Here is a 16745-nt window from a genome sequence, read left to right on the forward strand (position 1 = left end):
AGGTTCGCGACTTTAGCCCGAGCTAAAGGAGCGGTTCTTTAACGAAGAGTAGGCGGAAAAGAACGAAACTTGGGGTGGCAAGGATTTATGGCTTGAGGCACTAGAGCCCGAAAAGCGCAGACGCCTGAGGCTTTTTTGGCCTTCGCCCAATTTACCGCATAAGTTAATACTATCCTGCCACAACCTTCCCTATCGGGAAAGCCTGGAAAATCAGCGGCAGCAGCCGTACAACACAAGGCAAGCCCTACCTGTTGTAAAACAGCGGGCCGCCGGCCCGGTTAGCCTCAGCCTTTGCCCCTATGGTTTCAAATTATTGTAAATTTGCACCGCACGGGTGTCAGGCAGGCCGTTGAGCGATGTGGCCTTAGCCGCTCTAAGCCGTCAGCCCACCCTGCCAAACCCTGAAAATCACGACCGCCATGAAGCACTCGCTACTCTTGCCCATTATTGCCGGCCTCCTTGCCCTCTCCCCGCTCCAAGCGCAAGTCACTATTACCAATGCGACTTTCCCTTCGATTGGGGATACCCTAAAAACTGCCGTTGACAACCTCCCAACCGGGATACTGCCGGGCAGCACCGGCGGGCCGCTTTCCCTGGATTTCACTACCCTTCAGGCCCCATTTGTGCGCAGCACGCCCATACTGCCCCCCGAGCAGGTAGACGGCTACTTTGATTTCCCCGGGGCTACTTTTGCCACGAGCGAAGCCGGCGTGAACACTTTTTACCGGAAAACTGCCAGCAGCCTGACTGTGCTCGGGTTTTATGGCTCCGACCCCATTGGGCTGGGCATTGAAGGCTCATTTGCCTACTCGCCCCCTCTTACGGAATTTAGAGCGCCCCTCAACTACCCAGCAGCAAATGCTGCCACAACCGATATTTCCTACGCCTTCGCCGCAGAAGATCTGCCAGCCGCTATTTTGGACGTGCTGCCGATCACGCCAGATTCTCTGCGGATACGGCTCAATTTACAAAGGACGGACGAGGTAGACGCATGGGGCACGCTGACCATCCCCGGTGGCATTTATGACATCCTCCGGGAAACCCGCACCGATGTACAGCAAGTCCGCCTCGATGCACGGGTCGGCTTTTTCAATTGGTTTGATGTCACTGATATCATTTACGAGCTGCTCGAGTTGCCGGCACTAGAGCCCAGGACAAGCATCACCTACCGTTACCTGAGCGATGAGTCGGTTGAGCCTATCGCCCTGGCAAACACGGCCAACGAAGGGGCCACCGTTGCTCAGGTCACTTTTAAAGCCAACCCAACAGTGACCAGCCTGCGCCCTGAGGCAGCTGCACAGCCCGGGGTCTATGCCTTCCCCAACCCTGCTATAGCCAATGTGCGGTTTGAGTTCAACAACCTGCCACACGGCACCTATACCCTTTCCCTTTTCAATATCCTTGGAGTCAGGGAGTGGTCTGAAACTTATCTGATAGCGGGCAACCAAACCGAGAAGGTCAATATCTCCTCCTTACGGAAAGGGACTTATTTTTACAGCCTTTCTGACAGCCGTGGCAAAACGCTCGCTACCCACCGGCTCATTGTCGTCCGCCCTTAGAGCGCACCCATCGCTCTTTGATACGGAAAAGCAAAACATTATGAACCCCGTTTTCTCACTAAACTTTCATTTAGCCCGCTGAACTCAAATTTAGCGGCTATGCCAAAACCCTGCTGCCCAGCAAATGGGCATAAACCCTTGGTTTTCCCTATAAAACTACTCCAAACAAGCCCTTAAAACGACCGATCAAAAATGATGAACATGCGCCTGAATCTACTCCTTGCCCTAGCCCTTGGGCTTTGCTTAATCTCCTGTGCTCAAGGCGGCGACAGCCCAGAAGACGTACCCTCCGCTGCCACAGGCCCGGCCAAGGCTGCACCAGCCGCTGCCTATAACAGTGTGCCTGCGGATACCATTCAAATGCTGTTCCAGGAATGTGACTACATCGATTACGTTTTCTATTATACCAATTTCAGCGTAAGCCAAAATACGCCTACAGATATACAGACGGCACTTTCCTACATCTCTGCCGATGTACCGGAAGTGCTGCCGCAGTGCAAGCCTGTAGGGCACATCTTCTATCAGGTCCGGGGGGAGAACAGGGCTGAAGCCGACCTCTACTTTGACAATACCTGCATTTACATGATGTTTTATGAAGATGGCAAGCCGGCCTATGCCAATAAGCTGATGCCTGCAGGCATCGCCTTCTTCAATCAGCTCTTTCAAAACACCCAAGCCCGTTAGGAAATATGGATATAGCCCCCAATTTTGCAGTGCTCGACTTGGGCACCAATACTTTCCACCTGCTCATTGCGCGGCCACAGGCAGGCACCCCTTTTGAAACGGTACTGGAAGAGAAGCGTTACGTTTTTCTGGCGGAAGAAGGCATAGCACGTATTGGCGAAGGCGCACGCAACAGGGCACGGAAAGCACTGCACGAGTACGCAGCCCTGCTCGATGAACATAAGGTAGACCGGGGCCGGGTGCGGATATCCGGCACAGCGGCTTTGCGTACTGCCAGCAACGGGCCTCAACTGCAAGCGGAAGCCAAGGGTATTATCGGTGCTGCCGTTCAAATCATCAGCGGAAAAGAGGAAGCCCGTTTGATCCACCTTGGCGTTTCTGCAGCCCTGTACCCCATGCAAGAGCGGGCTTTGATCATGGACATTGGCGGTGGGAGCACAGAATTCATCTTGTCGGATGGGCGGTCGGGCGCATTGTGGGCAGAAAGCTTCCCAATAGGCGCGGCTGTCCTGTTCCGGGAGTTCCACCATACTGAGCCCATCGAACCTGCACAAACGGCAGCGCTGCGCGCCCACCTGCAGGCCACCCTGCAACCGTTAAAGCGCGCGCTGAAAGCCCACCCCTGTACCGTTTTGGTAGGGGCGTCCGGTGCCTTTGAGGTGGTCGGTTCTGTTTTAGGGAGCGAAGCAGCTGCTTACCGCGCAGCCCGGCTGCCTATCGCACAGTTCCCTGAATTTGCCCGTAAGATAGCTGGGATGACCGCGGAGGAGCGGCAACAGCAGATGCCCGATATCCCTGCACAGCGCGCTCAGCTTATGACAGTAGCCTTTTTACTGATCGGAATGGTAATGGAAATGGCTGGCACGAACGCGCTTTTCGTAGCAGCATACGGGCTCAAGGAAGGGATGATGCAAGAGCTCATTTCCGAGGGGCGCCAAGCATCCTCAATGTAAAAAAGGGGCTTGTGGCAAGCCCCTTTTTTAAAACGGTGTCCTTTTGTTCAAGCCCTGCGGCTATTTATCGTCTCCGAAAAAAGCCAGGATTTTATCCGCCAGCTCAAGCCCGATGTTTGCGCGCGCTTCCAGCGTGGACGCCCCAATATGCGGGGAGCAGGAAACATTGGGGTGCTCGAGCAGTTCCTGCATCGGCGTAGGCTCATTCTCATAAACATCAAGGGCAGCACCGCGCAGCTTGCCACTGTTGAGCCCTTTCAGCAGCGCCTTTTCGTCAATAGCACCGCCACGGGCAGTATTGATGAGCACGGCCCCGTCTTTCATTTGAGCGATATGTTCTTCGCCGATAATAGGAGCGCCGCCATGAAAAGGTACATGTATAGTGAGGAAGTCGGCGCTGCTCAGCACCTCTTCCCACTCGTAGGTCTCCAACTGAACGGAGAGGCGAACATTTCCAGAGTTATATACATTTATGCCGATATCCGCCTGATTGACGACCAGGTCAACCGGCATGACTTTCATCCCCAAGCCTACCCCAATCCGGGCAACTTCCTGGCCGATGCGGCCAAACCCGACGATGCCCAAGGTACGGCCAAACACTTGAGTGCCGTTGGAGCACTGCTTCTTGAGCTCCTTAAAATTGGAGTGCCCGCTTGTGGGCATTTCCCGGTGGGCCCGGTGCAGGTTTCGGCTAAGAGAAAAGATGTGGCCAAAAACAAGCTCTGCCACCGACCTAGAAGAGGCAGCAGGGGTATTCATGACGGTAATCCCCTTGCTGCGTGCGTACTCCGCATCGATATTGTCAAGGCCTACGCCAGCACGGGCAATAATTTTCAGGTTGGGGCAAAGGTCTATGAGTTCTTGGCGGATTTTTGTGGCACTGCGCACGATGACCACGTCATACCCGGGCAAGACGGCGGGGAGTGCATCCGCGTCCACTTTTTCAATATCCACCTGATAGCCAGCTTCTTCCAACAAGGTAATGCCATCTTGGTGCAGACCGTCAGTTGCTAATATTTTGACCATGAATGCCGATTTTTTAGTGAGTGAATTGGGCGTCAATTTCCGCTGTCCATAATAGGGCTTTTTCTGGAAAAAAGGCGTTTGGGGTTCTACTTTTTCGCTAGGCACAAAAGCCCTGACTGCCAAGATCGGCGGCCAGGGCTTCAGCGCTCTTTGCAGACAAGGGCTGCTTAGTTCTCTACGCGCTGGCTAAATACCGGGAAGTTGGCGCCGGTATAGTGGCTAAATGGGCGCGAGCTGGTAGCAGGGAAAGTATATTTATTCATGAAAGACTTCAGGAAAGCAGCCAGCTCTACTTCCTCAACATTGCGAGAGTCTGGCCGGAGCAGGTAGCCCATATGCGCTATCTGCCCGTTGGCGCCCCAAAAAACATGGAGCCAAAGCTTCACACCGTTGATATCGTATTTAACTTTCTGCGCATAATTATCCATGGCTTTCATCATCTCCATCCAATTGCTGAATGCAGCTTTGGTATCATAGCCAGAAACCTCAAGAAGCGTTTGGCTGTACTTTTGCTTGGCCCCTTCGAAAGCGGCTTCATGATCCCCTAGTTTGAATACCGGGGGGAGCGCTTCCGAAGAAGACTGTGCACAGAGCGGGCTGACCGCAAAAAGAAGAGCCAGCATACTGGAAAACAGAAACTTCATGTCATTGTGTTTTTGGGGCCGGGCAAAAGCCGATAAAAGCTGGCCCCGGCTGATTAATTTAGCTGTGCTAAGGTATAATAATTGGAGGGATTTACCCCACCCTTACCTTAAGATATAATCAATATTAAAAAAAGCTTAATGAATAGTACAGATTGGCCCGTTCGCCCTGCTGTGCTGTTGGAGCCGGCCGGAAGTTTGTATCTTTGCCGAAAGAAAAACCGGAGTAATGCTCAAATCGCTGGCACAAGTCATCTCGTTCATCTTCCACCCGCTGTTGATAGTGACTTACATGTTGGTGCTCATCCTGATGGTCAACCCTTATTTGTTTGGCGTCAATAGCGTTGGAGACCAAAGCAGCAAGCTGCTCATCTTAAGGGTTTTCCTTTCGACTTTTTTCATCCCGGGCTTTGCCGTAGCCATGCTGCGGTTTACCGGGCTGGTCAAATCATTGGAACTGAGGACCCGGCAGGAAAGGATTGGCCCGTATATTATCACGGGCATGTTCTACATCTGGATGTTCCGCAACTTTATGGGCAGCAGTGCAGTCCCTACTGCTTTCAATGGGTTCTTGCTTGGGGCGACGATAGGGCTGTTCTTGGCCTTTTTTATCAATATTTTTTCCAAAATCAGCGCCCACGCCGTCGGGATGGGCGGCTTTGTGGGCATGGTCGTCATTACGATGCTGTTGTACAGTTATGACACTTTCGTCATCCACTCCACCCTGGTTGGGGTTGTAGAAATCAGCATGACCACGGTACTCTTTGCAGTGATCATTTTGGCAGGCCTGGTAGGGACCGCCCGCCTAATACTGAACGCCCATGAACCGACCGACCTTTATGGCGGTTACCTCGTGGGGTTTGCTGCACAATTTCTTGCACTCCGTTTTCTATTCTGAGCAAAGCCCTCTATTACCACACCAAACCAAATTATCGCTTCCTATGAAAGCCCCCATTCTCATTATCGGCGCTGGCCTGGTCGGCTCACTCTGGGCCGTACTCTTGGCCAAACGTGGTTATCAGGTTCAGGTTTTTGAGCTGCGGGACGACCCCAGAAAGGCAGGGTTTGCCTGTGGCCGCTCCATCAACCTGGCCATGAGCCACCGCGGGTGGAAAGCAGTGGCCAAAGCCGGCATTGAACAGCAGATTCAGGAGCAGGCCATCCCTATGTATGGGCGGTTGATGCACGATACCAAAGGTGGGCTCACGCATCAGCCTTACGGAAAGGAAGGCCAGGCCATCTACTCTGTTTCCAGGGGCGGGCTGAATATCGAGCTGATCAACATCGCTGATCAACACCCCAATGTCTCTTTCCACTTTGGGCAGAAATGCCTCAATGTAGACCTGGACAGCACCACTGCCTTGTTCGAGAGCCGGCACAATGGGCAGCAGCGACAGGTCAAGGCGGAGCGCATCTTTGGTACGGATGGCGCTTTCTCCTCCGTACGGCGCAGCCTCATGAAGACCCCCCGTTTCAATTATAGCCAATCTTTCTTGAGCTATGGCTATAAGGAGCTCCACATCCCGCCCAAGTCAGACGGCAGCCATGCCCTAGACAAAAACGCGCTCCACATTTGGCCGAGGGGGCAGTTCATGATGATCGCACTGCCCAACCCTGACGGCAGCTTTACCGGCACCCTATTCCTGCCCTATGAGGGGGGCAGCTCTGCTTTTGAGCAGCTCAACAGCGATGAGGCTATCCTGCGTTTCTTCCAGGATCAGTTCCCAGATAGCCTGCAGGTTATCCCCAACATCCTCGAAGAGTTCCACGAAAACCCAACCTCCTCTCTTGTCACTATACGCTGCAGCCCTTGGCGCTATCAGGACAAAGCGCTGATCATCGGAGACGCTTCCCACGCTATTGTGCCGTTTTACGGGCAAGGTATGAACGCAGGTTTCGAAGACTGCACCATCCTTGATGAAATGATTGACACCTTCGAGGGCGACTGGGGCAAAATTTTTGAAGCCTTCAACAGTAGCCGCATCAAAGACGCTAATGCAATTGCCGACTTGGCGCTCCGGAATTTCATTGAAATGAGGGATAAGGTAGCAGATCCAGACTTTTTGCTCCGCAAGGCAATCGCGGCAGACCTGCACGAACGCCACCCACAATTCCTGCCCCTCTATAGCCAAGTGACCTTCAGCCATATCCCTTACAGTGAAGCGCTGCAACAGGGCTTGGCCCAGGATCAGCTATTTGAGGACATCCTCCGGCTGCCGGGCATACACGAAAACTGGAAAAGCAATCCGGAAGTAGACCAGCTGTTTAAAGCTTGGCTCAGCAAACAGCCTTCTTCTACCGCTATGGCTTGAAACGGTCTCCGTAAAGTGGCCTAGTGGTCTGTCAAGGCTAAAACTAGGGGTTGCCTGCGGCGACTTTTGAGGCTACTCTTCGTTGGACAACTCCTTACGTAGCGCTGCTATGCGCGGGAACATCCGCCTTGATTAGCCTCAAAATTCGCTCCCACTCAACCCATAAATTAACACTTGACAGACCACTAGTGGCTCAAGTCCTAAATCCTTGACAACCCAGGCTTTGGCCTTTTGCCCGCTGATGAAACCTGCAAACCTCGCCGACTTCACCGTGGGGCCCTTTCCCCCACGCTTCGTGTAGGCTAAGGCTGCGTTTTTTGTCTCGACAGCCGAAAAAATAGCGGCGTCATATTTTCACACCATGCAGTAGACGCGGAGCGAAACCCTAAGTGGTCAGACTATAGCCTGGCATTGGCCTAGCGCTGCGAAGGGGTGGCAAGCCCGACAGGGCCGAGCGGACAGCGAGCCCCGCAGCATAGCGGCACCTGCCATCGGGCAGGGGCAGGCCCCATCCTCACGGCAGGGGAAAGCAAAAAAAAACGGCTTTCTGTTTTGTGCCCACCATTAAGCCCCATTATGGGGAAACAGGTGCCAGCCCAACTGCCTCGGCAGCACAGCGCACAGCTTCCATGAGCGCTTCCTGCTGTTCAGGGGTGAGCATAATCGTCCTTTTCTTCTGCTTATAGCGGATACGGATGCCCACGATGCCAAAATTGCTCATGCGGTAAAACAAATCGAGCGGCACCAGGCAGGTGTGCTGATATATCCGCATGTTGGTGTTTTTATCAAAAGTGCCCTGATCTGGGAAATTGAGCAAAGGCACTGCAGAAGAATCAGAAAATGCAATGATCACATTCTGCCCCGACTCTATTTTGAGGTAGCTGTACTCCGGGGCAGCGATCGTGAGGAAGAAAGCCTCAAGGCTGTCCTGATCACTTTCTGTAAACGAAAATGCCACCTGCGCCTCCTCTATAATCTTTGGCCCATCCACCGTTTCGTAAAGGCTTGGGATCAACAGCCCGACAGGCATGGGCTGAGTAGTGACAAGGCGGGTGCTATCAAAAGGGTCCACCTCGTCAGTTGCAAACTTACACTGAGCAAACGCAGCTGTGGCAGTAGCCAGCAGTGCAGAAAAGAGGAACAGAAAACGGGGTGCCATGTATGTGGATTTTATGACTGAACACAAAGGCTACAAATCAGGCAGCAAAGATAAAGAATCCTGAGCCCCTGAAACAAGGGAAGGCCCGATTGCAATGAATTGCGACCGGGCCTTCCTCTCAGCTCAACAATTGATGAAGCGCGCGCTCAATTTTAGTACTTGATAGAAAGCTCGTAGCTGTCGTTGTTGTTGCTGTCCGTCTCGTCGATGGCATCAATGCGGATCAGGTAGTAAGTGCCGTTGCTCAGCACGACGAAGAGGTCTCCCACTGTCAGCTCATCTGATACGTCGGTCACTGCGGTTTCGTTGCTTGTCGCACAGTTCACGGAAACGCCGTCTGACAATGCGATACCTGTATCATAAGCGCCGATAATCTGCTCTTTATTGGTTACATTGTCAAAGGTGAAGTTTTCAACCTGCGTCAGGTCTACCGCTACCATATCAGCACCATTGACGGTGCCAATCTGACGGCGCCAGTTGAGGCCCGGAGCAGGCACAGTGCAATCTAGGCCCAGGTCGCGGATTTCCGCTTCTGCATCAGCACTGCCAGTGCCCTCTCCGTTGTCGAGGTTCAGGCCACCAGTGCCAGTAGGCCCAGCTTGGTTGAAGAGCACGCCAGTCAGGGTCATATCCAATGGCGTGGTGGGGTCAACCACTGAAACATCAATAGAAGTCACGCTGACTTCGCCAGCCTCATCCTCAATCTGAAAGCTAAAGGTAGCAAAGCTGCCGTCAGCAATGTCAAAAGGGGTAATGCTGATGTCCATTACTGCCCCGTCTTTAGCTGCGCCAAAGAACGTGACCGGGTTGTTCGCCGTTTCGGTGCTGCCATTGATCGCGTACTCGCCATAGTAGTTAATGATATCCGCATTGCCGACCACGACGCCGTCCACCAAGAAAGTAAAGGTCTCAAGCGGAGTAGATCCTGGCTTCAGGTCTATGCTCACCATGAAGGATTCTCCTGGCTCGAGCGTCACATCTGAAGTGACCAAGTCGGTGCCAGACAAGAGGCTCACTGAAGGCGGGGTATTCGTTGGGTCCATAGGCTCGTCTTCTGTACAGCCTGTAGCGATAAGGAGGCTAAGGACAAAAGCCGCACCGGTGAGTCTCAGAAATAATTTTTGCATAATAATGGATTTGAATTTTGTTGTAAACAGTTTAGGAATTGGTTTTTCTCTGCTGCGCAAAAAGCACATCATTCTGACGCAGCAGTAGTGGGATAGTAACGTAGCAGATGGCTGTTCCGCACCCCGGCTTAACACTTTTTAATGCTTTGCCGGCCGTTTTTAAGAAACCCTTTTCATCTGCATATGTTCGTACCCTCTTAACGCAGAAAAGCAGGACAGGTAGTATGCCCTGCCCTGCTTTTTTGCGGAAGCCGCACTGATGCGCAGCATAAACCGCTCTTTTATAGCAGCTTACTCTTTCACGACTCTAAACACCGCCCGTTGCCCATTTTGCGTCAGCTCCAGCAAGTACAAGCCCGGGGGCAAAGTGCCCATCTCCCAAGACAGCTCTAGGGCACCGCCCCTGACTTCTCCTGAGCGGATCAGGCGGGAGGCCGTATCCATCAACCGCACGTGCAGCGGCCCCTGAAATGGCGATTCCCAGCGTACCTGCAGTACCCCTGCCACAGGGTTCGGAAAAACTTCCACCCGCTGCCCGTGCAACAAGTCGGCCGTACTGACGATGTTGACAAAGGCAAAGGCTTTGTTGGTATACAGCGAGGTATCCTGCCCATCAGTCGCACGGACCTGATAATAATACCCGCTTTGTGGTTCAACGGTATCATCTGTGTAGGAAACTGCATCTGCAGGGGCCTCCCCAATCTGAACATAATCCCCAAAAAAGGAGGTGGCCCGCTCTATGAGAAAGGCCGTCTCATTGTCCGATGCATCTTCCCAATTTAGGACAACCGTGGTATCGCTCATCGGGGCAGCAGTCAGATTGGCCGGTGGGGCAATAGCTGCACAAGAGCTCGCAATATAAGCCACGACGGCATCCCTGATTTCGGGCAGCTCAGGGTAAAAAGCATCGCCGGGGCAGGCCGTGGAGCACCCATCCCGGTGGCCAGAAATGTGCATCAGGCTGAGCCCAGAACTGCCATGGAAGGAAGTGCCGAGGGGGTCGGCCCCTATATCGCAGCTCTTCCAGGCCAGCAGCTGGGCCAGAGCGGCCTTGGCCTGAACAGTTGGGGTGATGTTCGTATAGTCGCCCAACATGCAGACGCCCATGGTACTGCCGTTTGTCCCACAAAAGTGGGCGCCCAGCCGGTTATCGCCACGCCCTTCATAAATAACGCCATTGGGGTCGATCAGCCAGTTGTAGCCCACATCGTCCCAGCCATTTACCCCAGTGTGGAAATCCCAGATGGCACGGACTACCGCCGCCCAGTCTGAAGCGGTATTAGTCCCTGCAGCATGATGGACAATCAGGTGGGTAACGCTAGTGGTAGCAGGCGTGGGGTCTTCTGGACAGGTACCGCTAGGGCACCAATCGTCGCGCCCTTCGTAGGCCGGCTGAGGGCAGGGGCAGAACACCGGCGAGCGCTCTTCCACCAGCGTTTCCTTTTGAGCAGCATCCGGAAGGCTGCTCTCGCCTGGGTTAAAAAAATGCAGGGTGAGGTTGTCCATGCCTGCTGTGCCTGCTACTTGTACCTTCCGGGTATCTGCTGGCGCAAAATGCAGCACACTGACCCGCTTTTCAGGGGACTGCTCGGCGTGCCCCTCCATCGGCAGCGCTTGCCAATCCCCCCAAATGCCGTCTGCAGCGGCAAAACGGGCACTCACCAGGCCAGGGCTTCCCGACCAAGTAACAGAAAAGGCTAGAAAATGTACTGCCTCCGCTAAAGGGACATCAAGGGGCGCAGACTGAAAAGCCCCTCCTCTATATTCGGGGGACAACTCAAGTGTGGCCCGCTCAGGCTGGGCCATCATAGAAAAGGTGAGCAACGAGAGCATCGCGCTAAGTAGCCAATTGCTTTTTTTCATAGGTTCATTTTTTATCTGGGAATGCCAGAAACAGAAAGCTAAATAAAAAATTCATTTGGAGCTTGGGGCTGGCACCGGCAGGGCTGCAGCGCCTACAGGGTCTGATAATTCAGAAATAATCCTCACCTTTGCTGCAGCCAAAACCAAATTACTCAAATGGGCTCAAAAAGCCCAAAGACCAACAATATATGGATTACTTCAAAGAATCGCTCTATCTACACCAATACCTAAAGGGCAAGATACGGATGACGCCCAAAATGGATGTGCGTTCCAAGGAAGACCTTTCCCTGGTCTATTCGCCCGGAGTAGCGGAGCCTTGCCGAGCCATAGCTGCTGACCCCGAAAAAGTATGGGATTACACCATCAAAGGCAATACCGTAGCTATTGTCACCGACGGGTCTGCTGTCTTGGGGCTGGGCAATATTGGCGCTAAAGCCTCCATCCCCGTCATGGAGGGCAAAGCTATGCTTTTCAAACGCTTCGCCAACATTGACGCCTTCCCTATTTGCCTGGACACCCAGGATACAGAAAAAATCATTGAGACGGTCAAGATCATCGCGCCTGTTTTTGGGGGCATCAACCTTGAAGATATCTCTGCACCCCGCAGCTTCGAAATCGAAGAGCGCCTGCAGGATATTGGCATTCCGGTTTTCCATGACGACCAGCACGGCACCGCTATTGTAGTGCTCGCAGGTCTGATCAACGCCGCCAAGCTCGTTGGCAAAAACCTCTTTGACCTTAAAGTCGTCATCAATGGCGCTGGTGCAGCCGGAGTGGCCATTGCCCGCCTGCTGAGGTGTGTAGACCACGTGGGCAATACCGAGTGTATCTCCGTGCGGGAGGTCATCATGTGCGACAGCAAGGGGGTTATCCACGCTGGCCGGGATGACCTGAACTCCTCTAAGCAGGAAGTGCTCCAATACACCAATCCCAGCGGCAAGTCTGGCACCGTACACGATGCCCTTCAAGACGCGGACGTGTTCATTGGCGTCAGTGTAGGGGGGCTCCTCAAAGCAGAGGATGTGCAACGCATGGCCAATGACGCCATCATTTTTGCGCTGGCTAACCCAGACCCGGAAATCATGCCAGACGAGGCTTACAAAGGTGGGGCGGCTATCGTCGGCACAGGCCGTAGCGACCTCCCCAATCAGGTCAATAACGTCCTTGGATTCCCTGGTATTTTCCGGGGCGCCCTCGATGCCCAGGCCCGGCGCATCACCCCGAGCATGAAACTGGCAGCGGCCTATGCTATTGCAGATTTCATACCCAACCCTACCCGGGAATCAATCATACCGGCCTCCCTTCAGGAGCAGGTAGCCTGGAAAGTAGCCGAAGCAGTGAGGGAAGCCGCTCTCAAGGATATGTAAAATCAGAAACGTTTCTTTGGAATGAAGCCAGGGCCTGTACGCTCTGGCTTTTTTCATCCTTTTCTATCCTTAATCTCTACATGCGGTAGGCCCCAGTGAAAGCGCACAGCCAGAATGCGCAAGATAATAATGAAACTCACCGTCACGACCACGGCCCAGTTGTATGGCAAGCTGAGCTGCTGCAAGAACAGGAACAGCAGCGCCCCCGCCATACAAGCCGTTGCATAAATTTCCCCACGGAAAATAAGTGGCTCCACATTGCAGAGCATATCCCGGATGACCCCGCCAAAAACCGCAGATACCGTACCCATTAGCACGGCGACAGATGGAGAGACCCCAAAACTCAGGGCTTTGTTGAGGCCCAAAATGGTGAACAGCCCAATACCGATGGTATCAAACAGGAACATCGTCCGCCTTAGCTTTAAGATGTATGCTTGGAACAGGTAACCGAAAGCAGCCCCCCCACCGATCACCCAAAGGTAGTTGGTATCCTGCATCCAGCCTACAGGGGTAGCCCCAATGAGGACGTCCCTCACGCTCCCTCCTCCGACTGCTGTCACTAATGCGATCACTGCACCACCAAACAAGTCAAACCGCTTGTTGGCGGCCGTTAGCATGCCGCTTATCGCGAAAACGAAGGTCCCCACCAGGTCTAGGGTATAGATCAGATCCATGCGCTTGGCTTTTGGGCGAAGTTACATCGTCTTGATAAAAGTCATGCCTCCCCCTTGACGATTGTCAGCCCATGGCCATGGCGTGTCTGCTACTTTTGAGCATGAGTTGAGGCCATTTCCCCATGGCTGCTCCAATTTGCAAAAGCCAAAAAGACCGAACTATGAAAAACCCAGCAAAAGCCGTATCCCCACTTGCCATCAGCCAAGTCTTGGTTGCCCTTGAGCTTGGGCAATCTGACGAAGCTACACTGCAGTACCTGCACCACCTCTGCGGGCAGCTGCCAGTACAAAAGTTGCATTTCCTGCATGTACTGCCCAGGTTTGATGCCTTGCACGCCTTCCCTGGCCGGGAAACAGCCAACGGGCTGAACAGCTATGAAGTCAACGAAGAAGTCAGGCAGCAAATGGAAGAGCGGATACAAGCTGCTTTGGGCGATAATGCCGCCCTGCAAGCTAATTTTGAAATCAGGGAGGGCGAGCCCCTCGAAGAACTGCTGAACGAAGCGAAGGAGTCTGATGCAGACCTGCTCGTTATCGGCCAGAACAGCGGGGAAGGCCGGCATGGCATCCTAGGGAAAAATCTGGCGCGGCGCTCCACTGCAAATGTCTGGGTAGTGCCTGACCATGCCAAAGCACAAATACACCATATACTTGTGCCTATCGACTTTTCTGCGTATTCCACGAAAGCCCTGAAAGCTGCTATTGCGCTACGGGACGAACTGAGCGGAGCAGTGCAGATCACAGCGCTCCACGTTTATGAAATGCCGGACCTGAGCGTGTACAAGATACAGCGGACCCCTGCTCAGTTTGAGCGTATGCTCCGCAAAGACCACGAAGAAGCATTCGAAGCCTTTCTCCATACCCATTTCCCAAAAGAAAAGGAGGGCATAGCCACCAGACTAGTGCTGAAAGAAGGCCCCGGCATTGCTCATTACCTGATGGGCACGGCCCGCGAAAGCGGCGCAGACCTCATCATTATGGGCGCTAAAGGCCATTCTAAGGTAGAACGGCTGCTGCTTGGCAGTGTCACAGAACGGCTGCTCATGCAAAATGAGCAAACGCCTGTTCTCGTCGTCAAATAAAAACAGTGGAAAGCAAAGCTCCGCTGCTCAAAAAATCTATTTAGTGAGGTTAGTTTTTCGGGAGGCCGCCCGAATCTTATCCGGCGGCCTCTTTCACTCGCCCACAAGAGGACCAAAAAAACAGCCCGATGATTATCTCAGATTATCAAACCTTAAAAGATATACAGGCCGAATTCCATCGGACATTCCCCGGCCTGAAGATTGAGTTTTACGCCTCCCCACATCAGCCAGGCAAGGGCTCCCCCAAACGGGAGCAAATAGACCCTGGCCTGCAGCTGAAGTTTGTTCGGGCTAAACACACCAAAGGGGAGCTGCAGCTGTCACCTGACATGAGCGTGGCCGAGCTCGAAAGCGCACTTCAGGAGCAGTTTGGGCTGCACGCACAAGTTTTCCGCAAATCCGGGAACCTTTGGATGCAGACCACTTCTACCGACGACTGGCCGCTCGAACGGCAAAACCGGAAGGGGACAGCCTCTGAAGCCCATTACAATGAAAAACAACAAGATTTATGATTGCCCAATCCGTTGCTGTAGCCGAACTGATGACTACCCGGGTCCTCTTTGCCAAACCTGAGCAAGACTTCCAAGAGATTGCCCGCCTGTTTGGGGAGCTGCACATCCACCACTTGCCTGTAACCGACGAAAACGGTAAGCTCGTAGGCATCATCAGTGCCAATGACATCATGAAAGCCTATAGCCGTTGGAGGGCGGCAGACGATCAGCTTTCCAGGCTTTCGCTCAAAGTTGCCGACCTTATGACGAGCAGCCCATATTACGTCTGCCCTTCCAGCTCTATTCAAAAAGCGGCAGAGCTGTTTACCCTGCATGGCATCCAAAGCCTGCCGGTAGTGGAAGGCAACAAGGTCGTCGGCATCATCACTTCCCGAGACTTAGTGCGCTACTTTGCAGAGCTATAATACCACTTGAAGCAATAGATAACCGGCCCAGGCAGTTGCCTGGGATAAGAATAAATTGGCTTTTGCGACTAGGATGAGGGGTGGCTGCCAGCACGGCAGCTGCCCTTTTTTAATGGGCGCAAACCAGATTGCCACTTTTTTTTGACCGCCCCCCACTGCAAGGAGGGGACCTGCCCAGCGTGCTTCGCGGGATGGGGCACAATGTGAGGGGCCTGCCCCTGCCCGATGGCAGGTGCCGCTATGCTGCGGGGCTCGCTGTCCGCTCGGCCCTATCGGGCGTACCCCCCTTCGCAGCGCTAGGCCAATGCCAGGCTATAGCATAGCCCCCTGCGACATTTGGGCTTACGCCCTTTTCAAGAGCCTGTTTGCTAAAATCCAAACAGGCTCAAATGGTTGACAAAAATCACCCCTTTGGCTGAGCTTTCCTATTTTTATCCTAGTGCCAGCTAAGCTATATTATAGTAGCCTTAACGGTCCGATTTCGCTACCTACTCTATTTTCATTGCCCTAAACCAGCCGTTATGAGAACCATCGTCAGCCCTACCGATTTTTCCGCCTGTGCCAAGTATGCCACAGATGCAGCAGCGGAGCTTGCCCGCAGGCAAGGCGCCACGCTCCACCTCATTACCTGCCTAGACCTGCCCAGCGGCTGGGACAGTATGAGCCAAGAACAACAAGCATTACAGCCCCGCGCCCTCGAAAAAAGCCAGGCCGCTCAACGGCAGCTCCAAGAACTAGGCCGCTCATATACAGGGCTAGCTGTGGAAACCCGGGTTATGCCATTGCCCGTACGCACTAGCCTGAATGCCTACGCACAGTCACAAAGCGCCGACCTGATTGTCATGGGGTCACATGGAGCAAGCGGCAAACAGGAATACTTCATCGGGTCCAATACCCAACGGGTAGTGCGGGAAGTACATGTGCCCGTGCTCGTAGTCAAAGCCCCCCTGCCCGACCTCAACTTTGACAAGGTCGTGTTTGCGTCCTCTTTCCACGAAAACGAAAGGGAAGCTTTCTTGCGCTTCAAAGAGCTGGTCAAGCCCTTTGTGCCAGAGATCCACTTGGTAGAGATACATACCTCCTCTCTGTTCGACCCGCCCTATATCCTGAGCCATCAGGCGCTGGAAGACTTCCGCGGGCTGTGCGCACCTTTCCGTTGCAAAACCCACATCCTGCGCAACTACAGTGTAGACCAGGGCGTGCGGGTATTTGCCGACGAGATTGGCGCCAAGCTCATTGGCATCTCCAATCATCACCGGCACCCTATGAAGCGGATGCTTGCAGGGAGCAATGTAGAAGCCCTCGTCAATCATGCTGACATCCCCGTGCTCAGCATCGACTTGCCTATTGTGCCCAATGAAAACCCTGTGCCAGGCTAATTT

The 16745-nt window shown here is 53.5% G+C and carries 16 protein-coding genes; 10 read left to right on the forward strand and 6 right to left on the reverse strand.

Going from position 1 to position 16745, the window contains the following annotated elements; genetic code table 11:
* The first annotated feature begins 419 nt into the window (after positions 1-419).
* The 3 genes from FRY97_RS16735 (at position 420) to FRY97_RS16745 (ending at position 3196) form a co-directional block, all read left to right on the forward strand.
* Positions 420-1559, forward strand: coding sequence for a T9SS type A sorting domain-containing protein (locus tag FRY97_RS16735; protein WP_147168714.1), 1140 nt, complete (start codon positions 420-422; stop codon positions 1557-1559).
* Positions 1560-1760: 201 nt separating this feature from the next.
* Positions 1761-2243: a hypothetical protein gene (locus FRY97_RS16740; protein ID WP_147168715.1), complete on the forward strand. Its 483-nt coding sequence runs from the start codon at positions 1761-1763 to the stop codon at positions 2241-2243.
* Positions 2244-2248: 5 nt separating this feature from the next.
* On the forward strand, positions 2249-3196 hold the full coding sequence (locus FRY97_RS16745) for a Ppx/GppA phosphatase family protein (protein ID WP_147168716.1): 948 nt from the start codon (positions 2249-2251) through the stop codon (positions 3194-3196).
* A 60-nt stretch (positions 3197-3256) separates the two neighbouring features.
* On the opposite strand, the gene FRY97_RS16750 is transcribed toward FRY97_RS16745, so the two are convergent.
* Positions 3257-4222: a D-2-hydroxyacid dehydrogenase gene (locus FRY97_RS16750; protein WP_147168717.1), complete on the reverse strand. Its 966-nt coding sequence runs from the start codon at positions 4220-4222 to the stop codon at positions 3257-3259.
* 167 nt (positions 4223-4389) lie between these two features.
* Positions 4390-4866 (reverse strand): hypothetical protein, encoded by a 477-nt coding sequence (locus FRY97_RS16755; protein ID WP_147168718.1) that lies wholly within the window; start codon positions 4864-4866, stop codon positions 4390-4392.
* 226 nt (positions 4867-5092) lie between these two features.
* Between FRY97_RS16755 and FRY97_RS16760 the strand changes: the two genes are divergently transcribed.
* Both FRY97_RS16760 and FRY97_RS16765 read left to right on the forward strand, forming a co-directional pair.
* Positions 5093-5761 carry a hypothetical protein gene (locus tag FRY97_RS16760; protein ID WP_147168719.1) on the forward strand — a complete coding sequence of 223 codons (669 nt, stop codon included), beginning with the start codon at positions 5093-5095 and terminating at the stop codon, positions 5759-5761.
* Positions 5762-5804: 43 nt separating this feature from the next.
* Positions 5805-7175: an FAD-dependent oxidoreductase gene (locus tag FRY97_RS16765; protein ID WP_147168720.1), complete on the forward strand. Its 1371-nt coding sequence runs from the start codon at positions 5805-5807 to the stop codon at positions 7173-7175.
* A 574-nt stretch (positions 7176-7749) separates the two neighbouring features.
* Here FRY97_RS16765 and FRY97_RS16770 read toward each other — a convergent pair.
* The 3 genes from FRY97_RS16770 to FRY97_RS16780 form a co-directional block, all read right to left on the reverse strand.
* The gene (locus FRY97_RS16770; RefSeq protein ID WP_147168721.1) at positions 7750-8334 is read right to left on the reverse strand and encodes a hypothetical protein; all 585 of its coding nucleotides are present in this window, start codon (positions 8332-8334) and stop codon (positions 7750-7752) included.
* Between the two features lie 152 nt (positions 8335-8486).
* Positions 8487-9461 (reverse strand): hypothetical protein, encoded by a 975-nt coding sequence (locus tag FRY97_RS16775; protein ID WP_147168722.1) that lies wholly within the window; start codon positions 9459-9461, stop codon positions 8487-8489.
* Between the two features lie 291 nt (positions 9462-9752).
* Entirely contained in the window at positions 9753-11324 is a 1572-nt protein-coding gene (locus tag FRY97_RS16780; protein ID WP_147168723.1) for an N-acetylmuramoyl-L-alanine amidase, read from the reverse strand.
* Between the two features lie 188 nt (positions 11325-11512).
* Here FRY97_RS16780 and FRY97_RS16785 point away from each other — a divergent pair, with 188 nt between their 5' ends.
* Positions 11513-12691 (forward strand): NAD(P)-dependent malic enzyme, encoded by a 1179-nt coding sequence (locus tag FRY97_RS16785; RefSeq protein ID WP_147168724.1) that lies wholly within the window; start codon positions 11513-11515, stop codon positions 12689-12691.
* Positions 12692-12744: 53 nt separating this feature from the next.
* On the opposite strand, the gene FRY97_RS16790 is transcribed toward FRY97_RS16785, so the two are convergent.
* Positions 12745-13365, reverse strand: a complete 621-nt coding sequence (locus FRY97_RS16790) for a trimeric intracellular cation channel family protein (RefSeq protein ID WP_147168725.1) — start codon at positions 13363-13365, stop codon at positions 12745-12747.
* A 161-nt stretch (positions 13366-13526) separates the two neighbouring features.
* Here FRY97_RS16790 and FRY97_RS16795 point away from each other — a divergent pair, with 161 nt between their 5' ends.
* The 4 genes from FRY97_RS16795 to FRY97_RS16810 all read left to right on the forward strand — a co-directional run bounded on the left by FRY97_RS16795 (position 13527) and on the right by FRY97_RS16810 (position 16742).
* Positions 13527-14447, forward strand: a complete 921-nt coding sequence (locus FRY97_RS16795; protein WP_170254701.1) for a universal stress protein — start codon at positions 13527-13529, stop codon at positions 14445-14447.
* 128 nt (positions 14448-14575) lie between these two features.
* Positions 14576-14959: a hypothetical protein gene (locus FRY97_RS16800; protein ID WP_147168727.1), complete on the forward strand. Its 384-nt coding sequence runs from the start codon at positions 14576-14578 to the stop codon at positions 14957-14959.
* Positions 14956-15363 carry a CBS domain-containing protein gene (locus tag FRY97_RS16805; protein ID WP_147168728.1) on the forward strand — a complete coding sequence of 136 codons (408 nt, stop codon included), beginning with the start codon at positions 14956-14958 and terminating at the stop codon, positions 15361-15363. The genes FRY97_RS16800 and FRY97_RS16805 overlap by 4 nt, the downstream gene beginning before the upstream one ends.
* A 521-nt stretch (positions 15364-15884) precedes the next feature.
* Positions 15885-16742, forward strand: a complete 858-nt coding sequence (locus FRY97_RS16810) for a universal stress protein (protein WP_147168729.1) — start codon at positions 15885-15887, stop codon at positions 16740-16742.
* Positions 16743-16745: the final 3 nt, after the last annotated feature.

Origin of the sequence: Phaeodactylibacter luteus (genome assembly GCF_007993045.1) — a bacterium.
Lineage (GTDB): Bacteria > Bacteroidota > Bacteroidia > Chitinophagales > Saprospiraceae > Phaeodactylibacter > Phaeodactylibacter luteus.

Bases quoted from the DNA above. Each gene is read 5' to 3' on its own strand.
- FRY97_RS16780 (WP_147168723.1), bottom strand. From the start codon at position 11,324: ATGAAAAAAAGCAATTGGCTACTTAGCGCGATGCTCTCGTTGCTCACC.
- FRY97_RS16750 (WP_147168717.1), bottom strand. From the start codon at position 4,222: ATGGTCAAAATATTAGCAACTGACGGTCTGCACCAAGATGGCATTACC.
- FRY97_RS16760 (WP_147168719.1), top strand. From the start codon at position 5,093: ATGCTCAAATCGCTGGCACAAGTCATCTCGTTCATCTTCCACCCGCTG.
- FRY97_RS16800 (WP_147168727.1), top strand. From the start codon at position 14,576: ATGATTATCTCAGATTATCAAACCTTAAAAGATATACAGGCCGAATTC.
- FRY97_RS16745 (WP_147168716.1), top strand. From the start codon at position 2,249: ATGGATATAGCCCCCAATTTTGCAGTGCTCGACTTGGGCACCAATACT.
- FRY97_RS16765 (WP_147168720.1), top strand. From the start codon at position 5,805: ATGAAAGCCCCCATTCTCATTATCGGCGCTGGCCTGGTCGGCTCACTC.
- FRY97_RS16770 (WP_147168721.1), bottom strand. From the start codon at position 8,334: ATGGCACCCCGTTTTCTGTTCCTCTTTTCTGCACTGCTGGCTACTGCC.
- FRY97_RS16805 (WP_147168728.1), top strand. From the start codon at position 14,956: ATGATTGCCCAATCCGTTGCTGTAGCCGAACTGATGACTACCCGGGTC.
- FRY97_RS16740 (WP_147168715.1), top strand. From the start codon at position 1,761: ATGCGCCTGAATCTACTCCTTGCCCTAGCCCTTGGGCTTTGCTTAATC.
- FRY97_RS16795 (WP_170254701.1), top strand. From the start codon at position 13,527: ATGAAAAACCCAGCAAAAGCCGTATCCCCACTTGCCATCAGCCAAGTC.
- FRY97_RS16785 (WP_147168724.1), top strand. From the start codon at position 11,513: ATGGATTACTTCAAAGAATCGCTCTATCTACACCAATACCTAAAGGGC.
- FRY97_RS16755 (WP_147168718.1), bottom strand. From the start codon at position 4,866: ATGAAGTTTCTGTTTTCCAGTATGCTGGCTCTTCTTTTTGCGGTCAGC.
- FRY97_RS16775 (WP_147168722.1), bottom strand. From the start codon at position 9,461: ATGCAAAAATTATTTCTGAGACTCACCGGTGCGGCTTTTGTCCTTAGC.
- FRY97_RS16790 (WP_147168725.1), bottom strand. From the start codon at position 13,365: ATGGATCTGATCTATACCCTAGACCTGGTGGGGACCTTCGTTTTCGCG.
- FRY97_RS16735 (WP_147168714.1), top strand. From the start codon at position 420: ATGAAGCACTCGCTACTCTTGCCCATTATTGCCGGCCTCCTTGCCCTC.
- FRY97_RS16810 (WP_147168729.1), top strand. From the start codon at position 15,885: ATGAGAACCATCGTCAGCCCTACCGATTTTTCCGCCTGTGCCAAGTAT.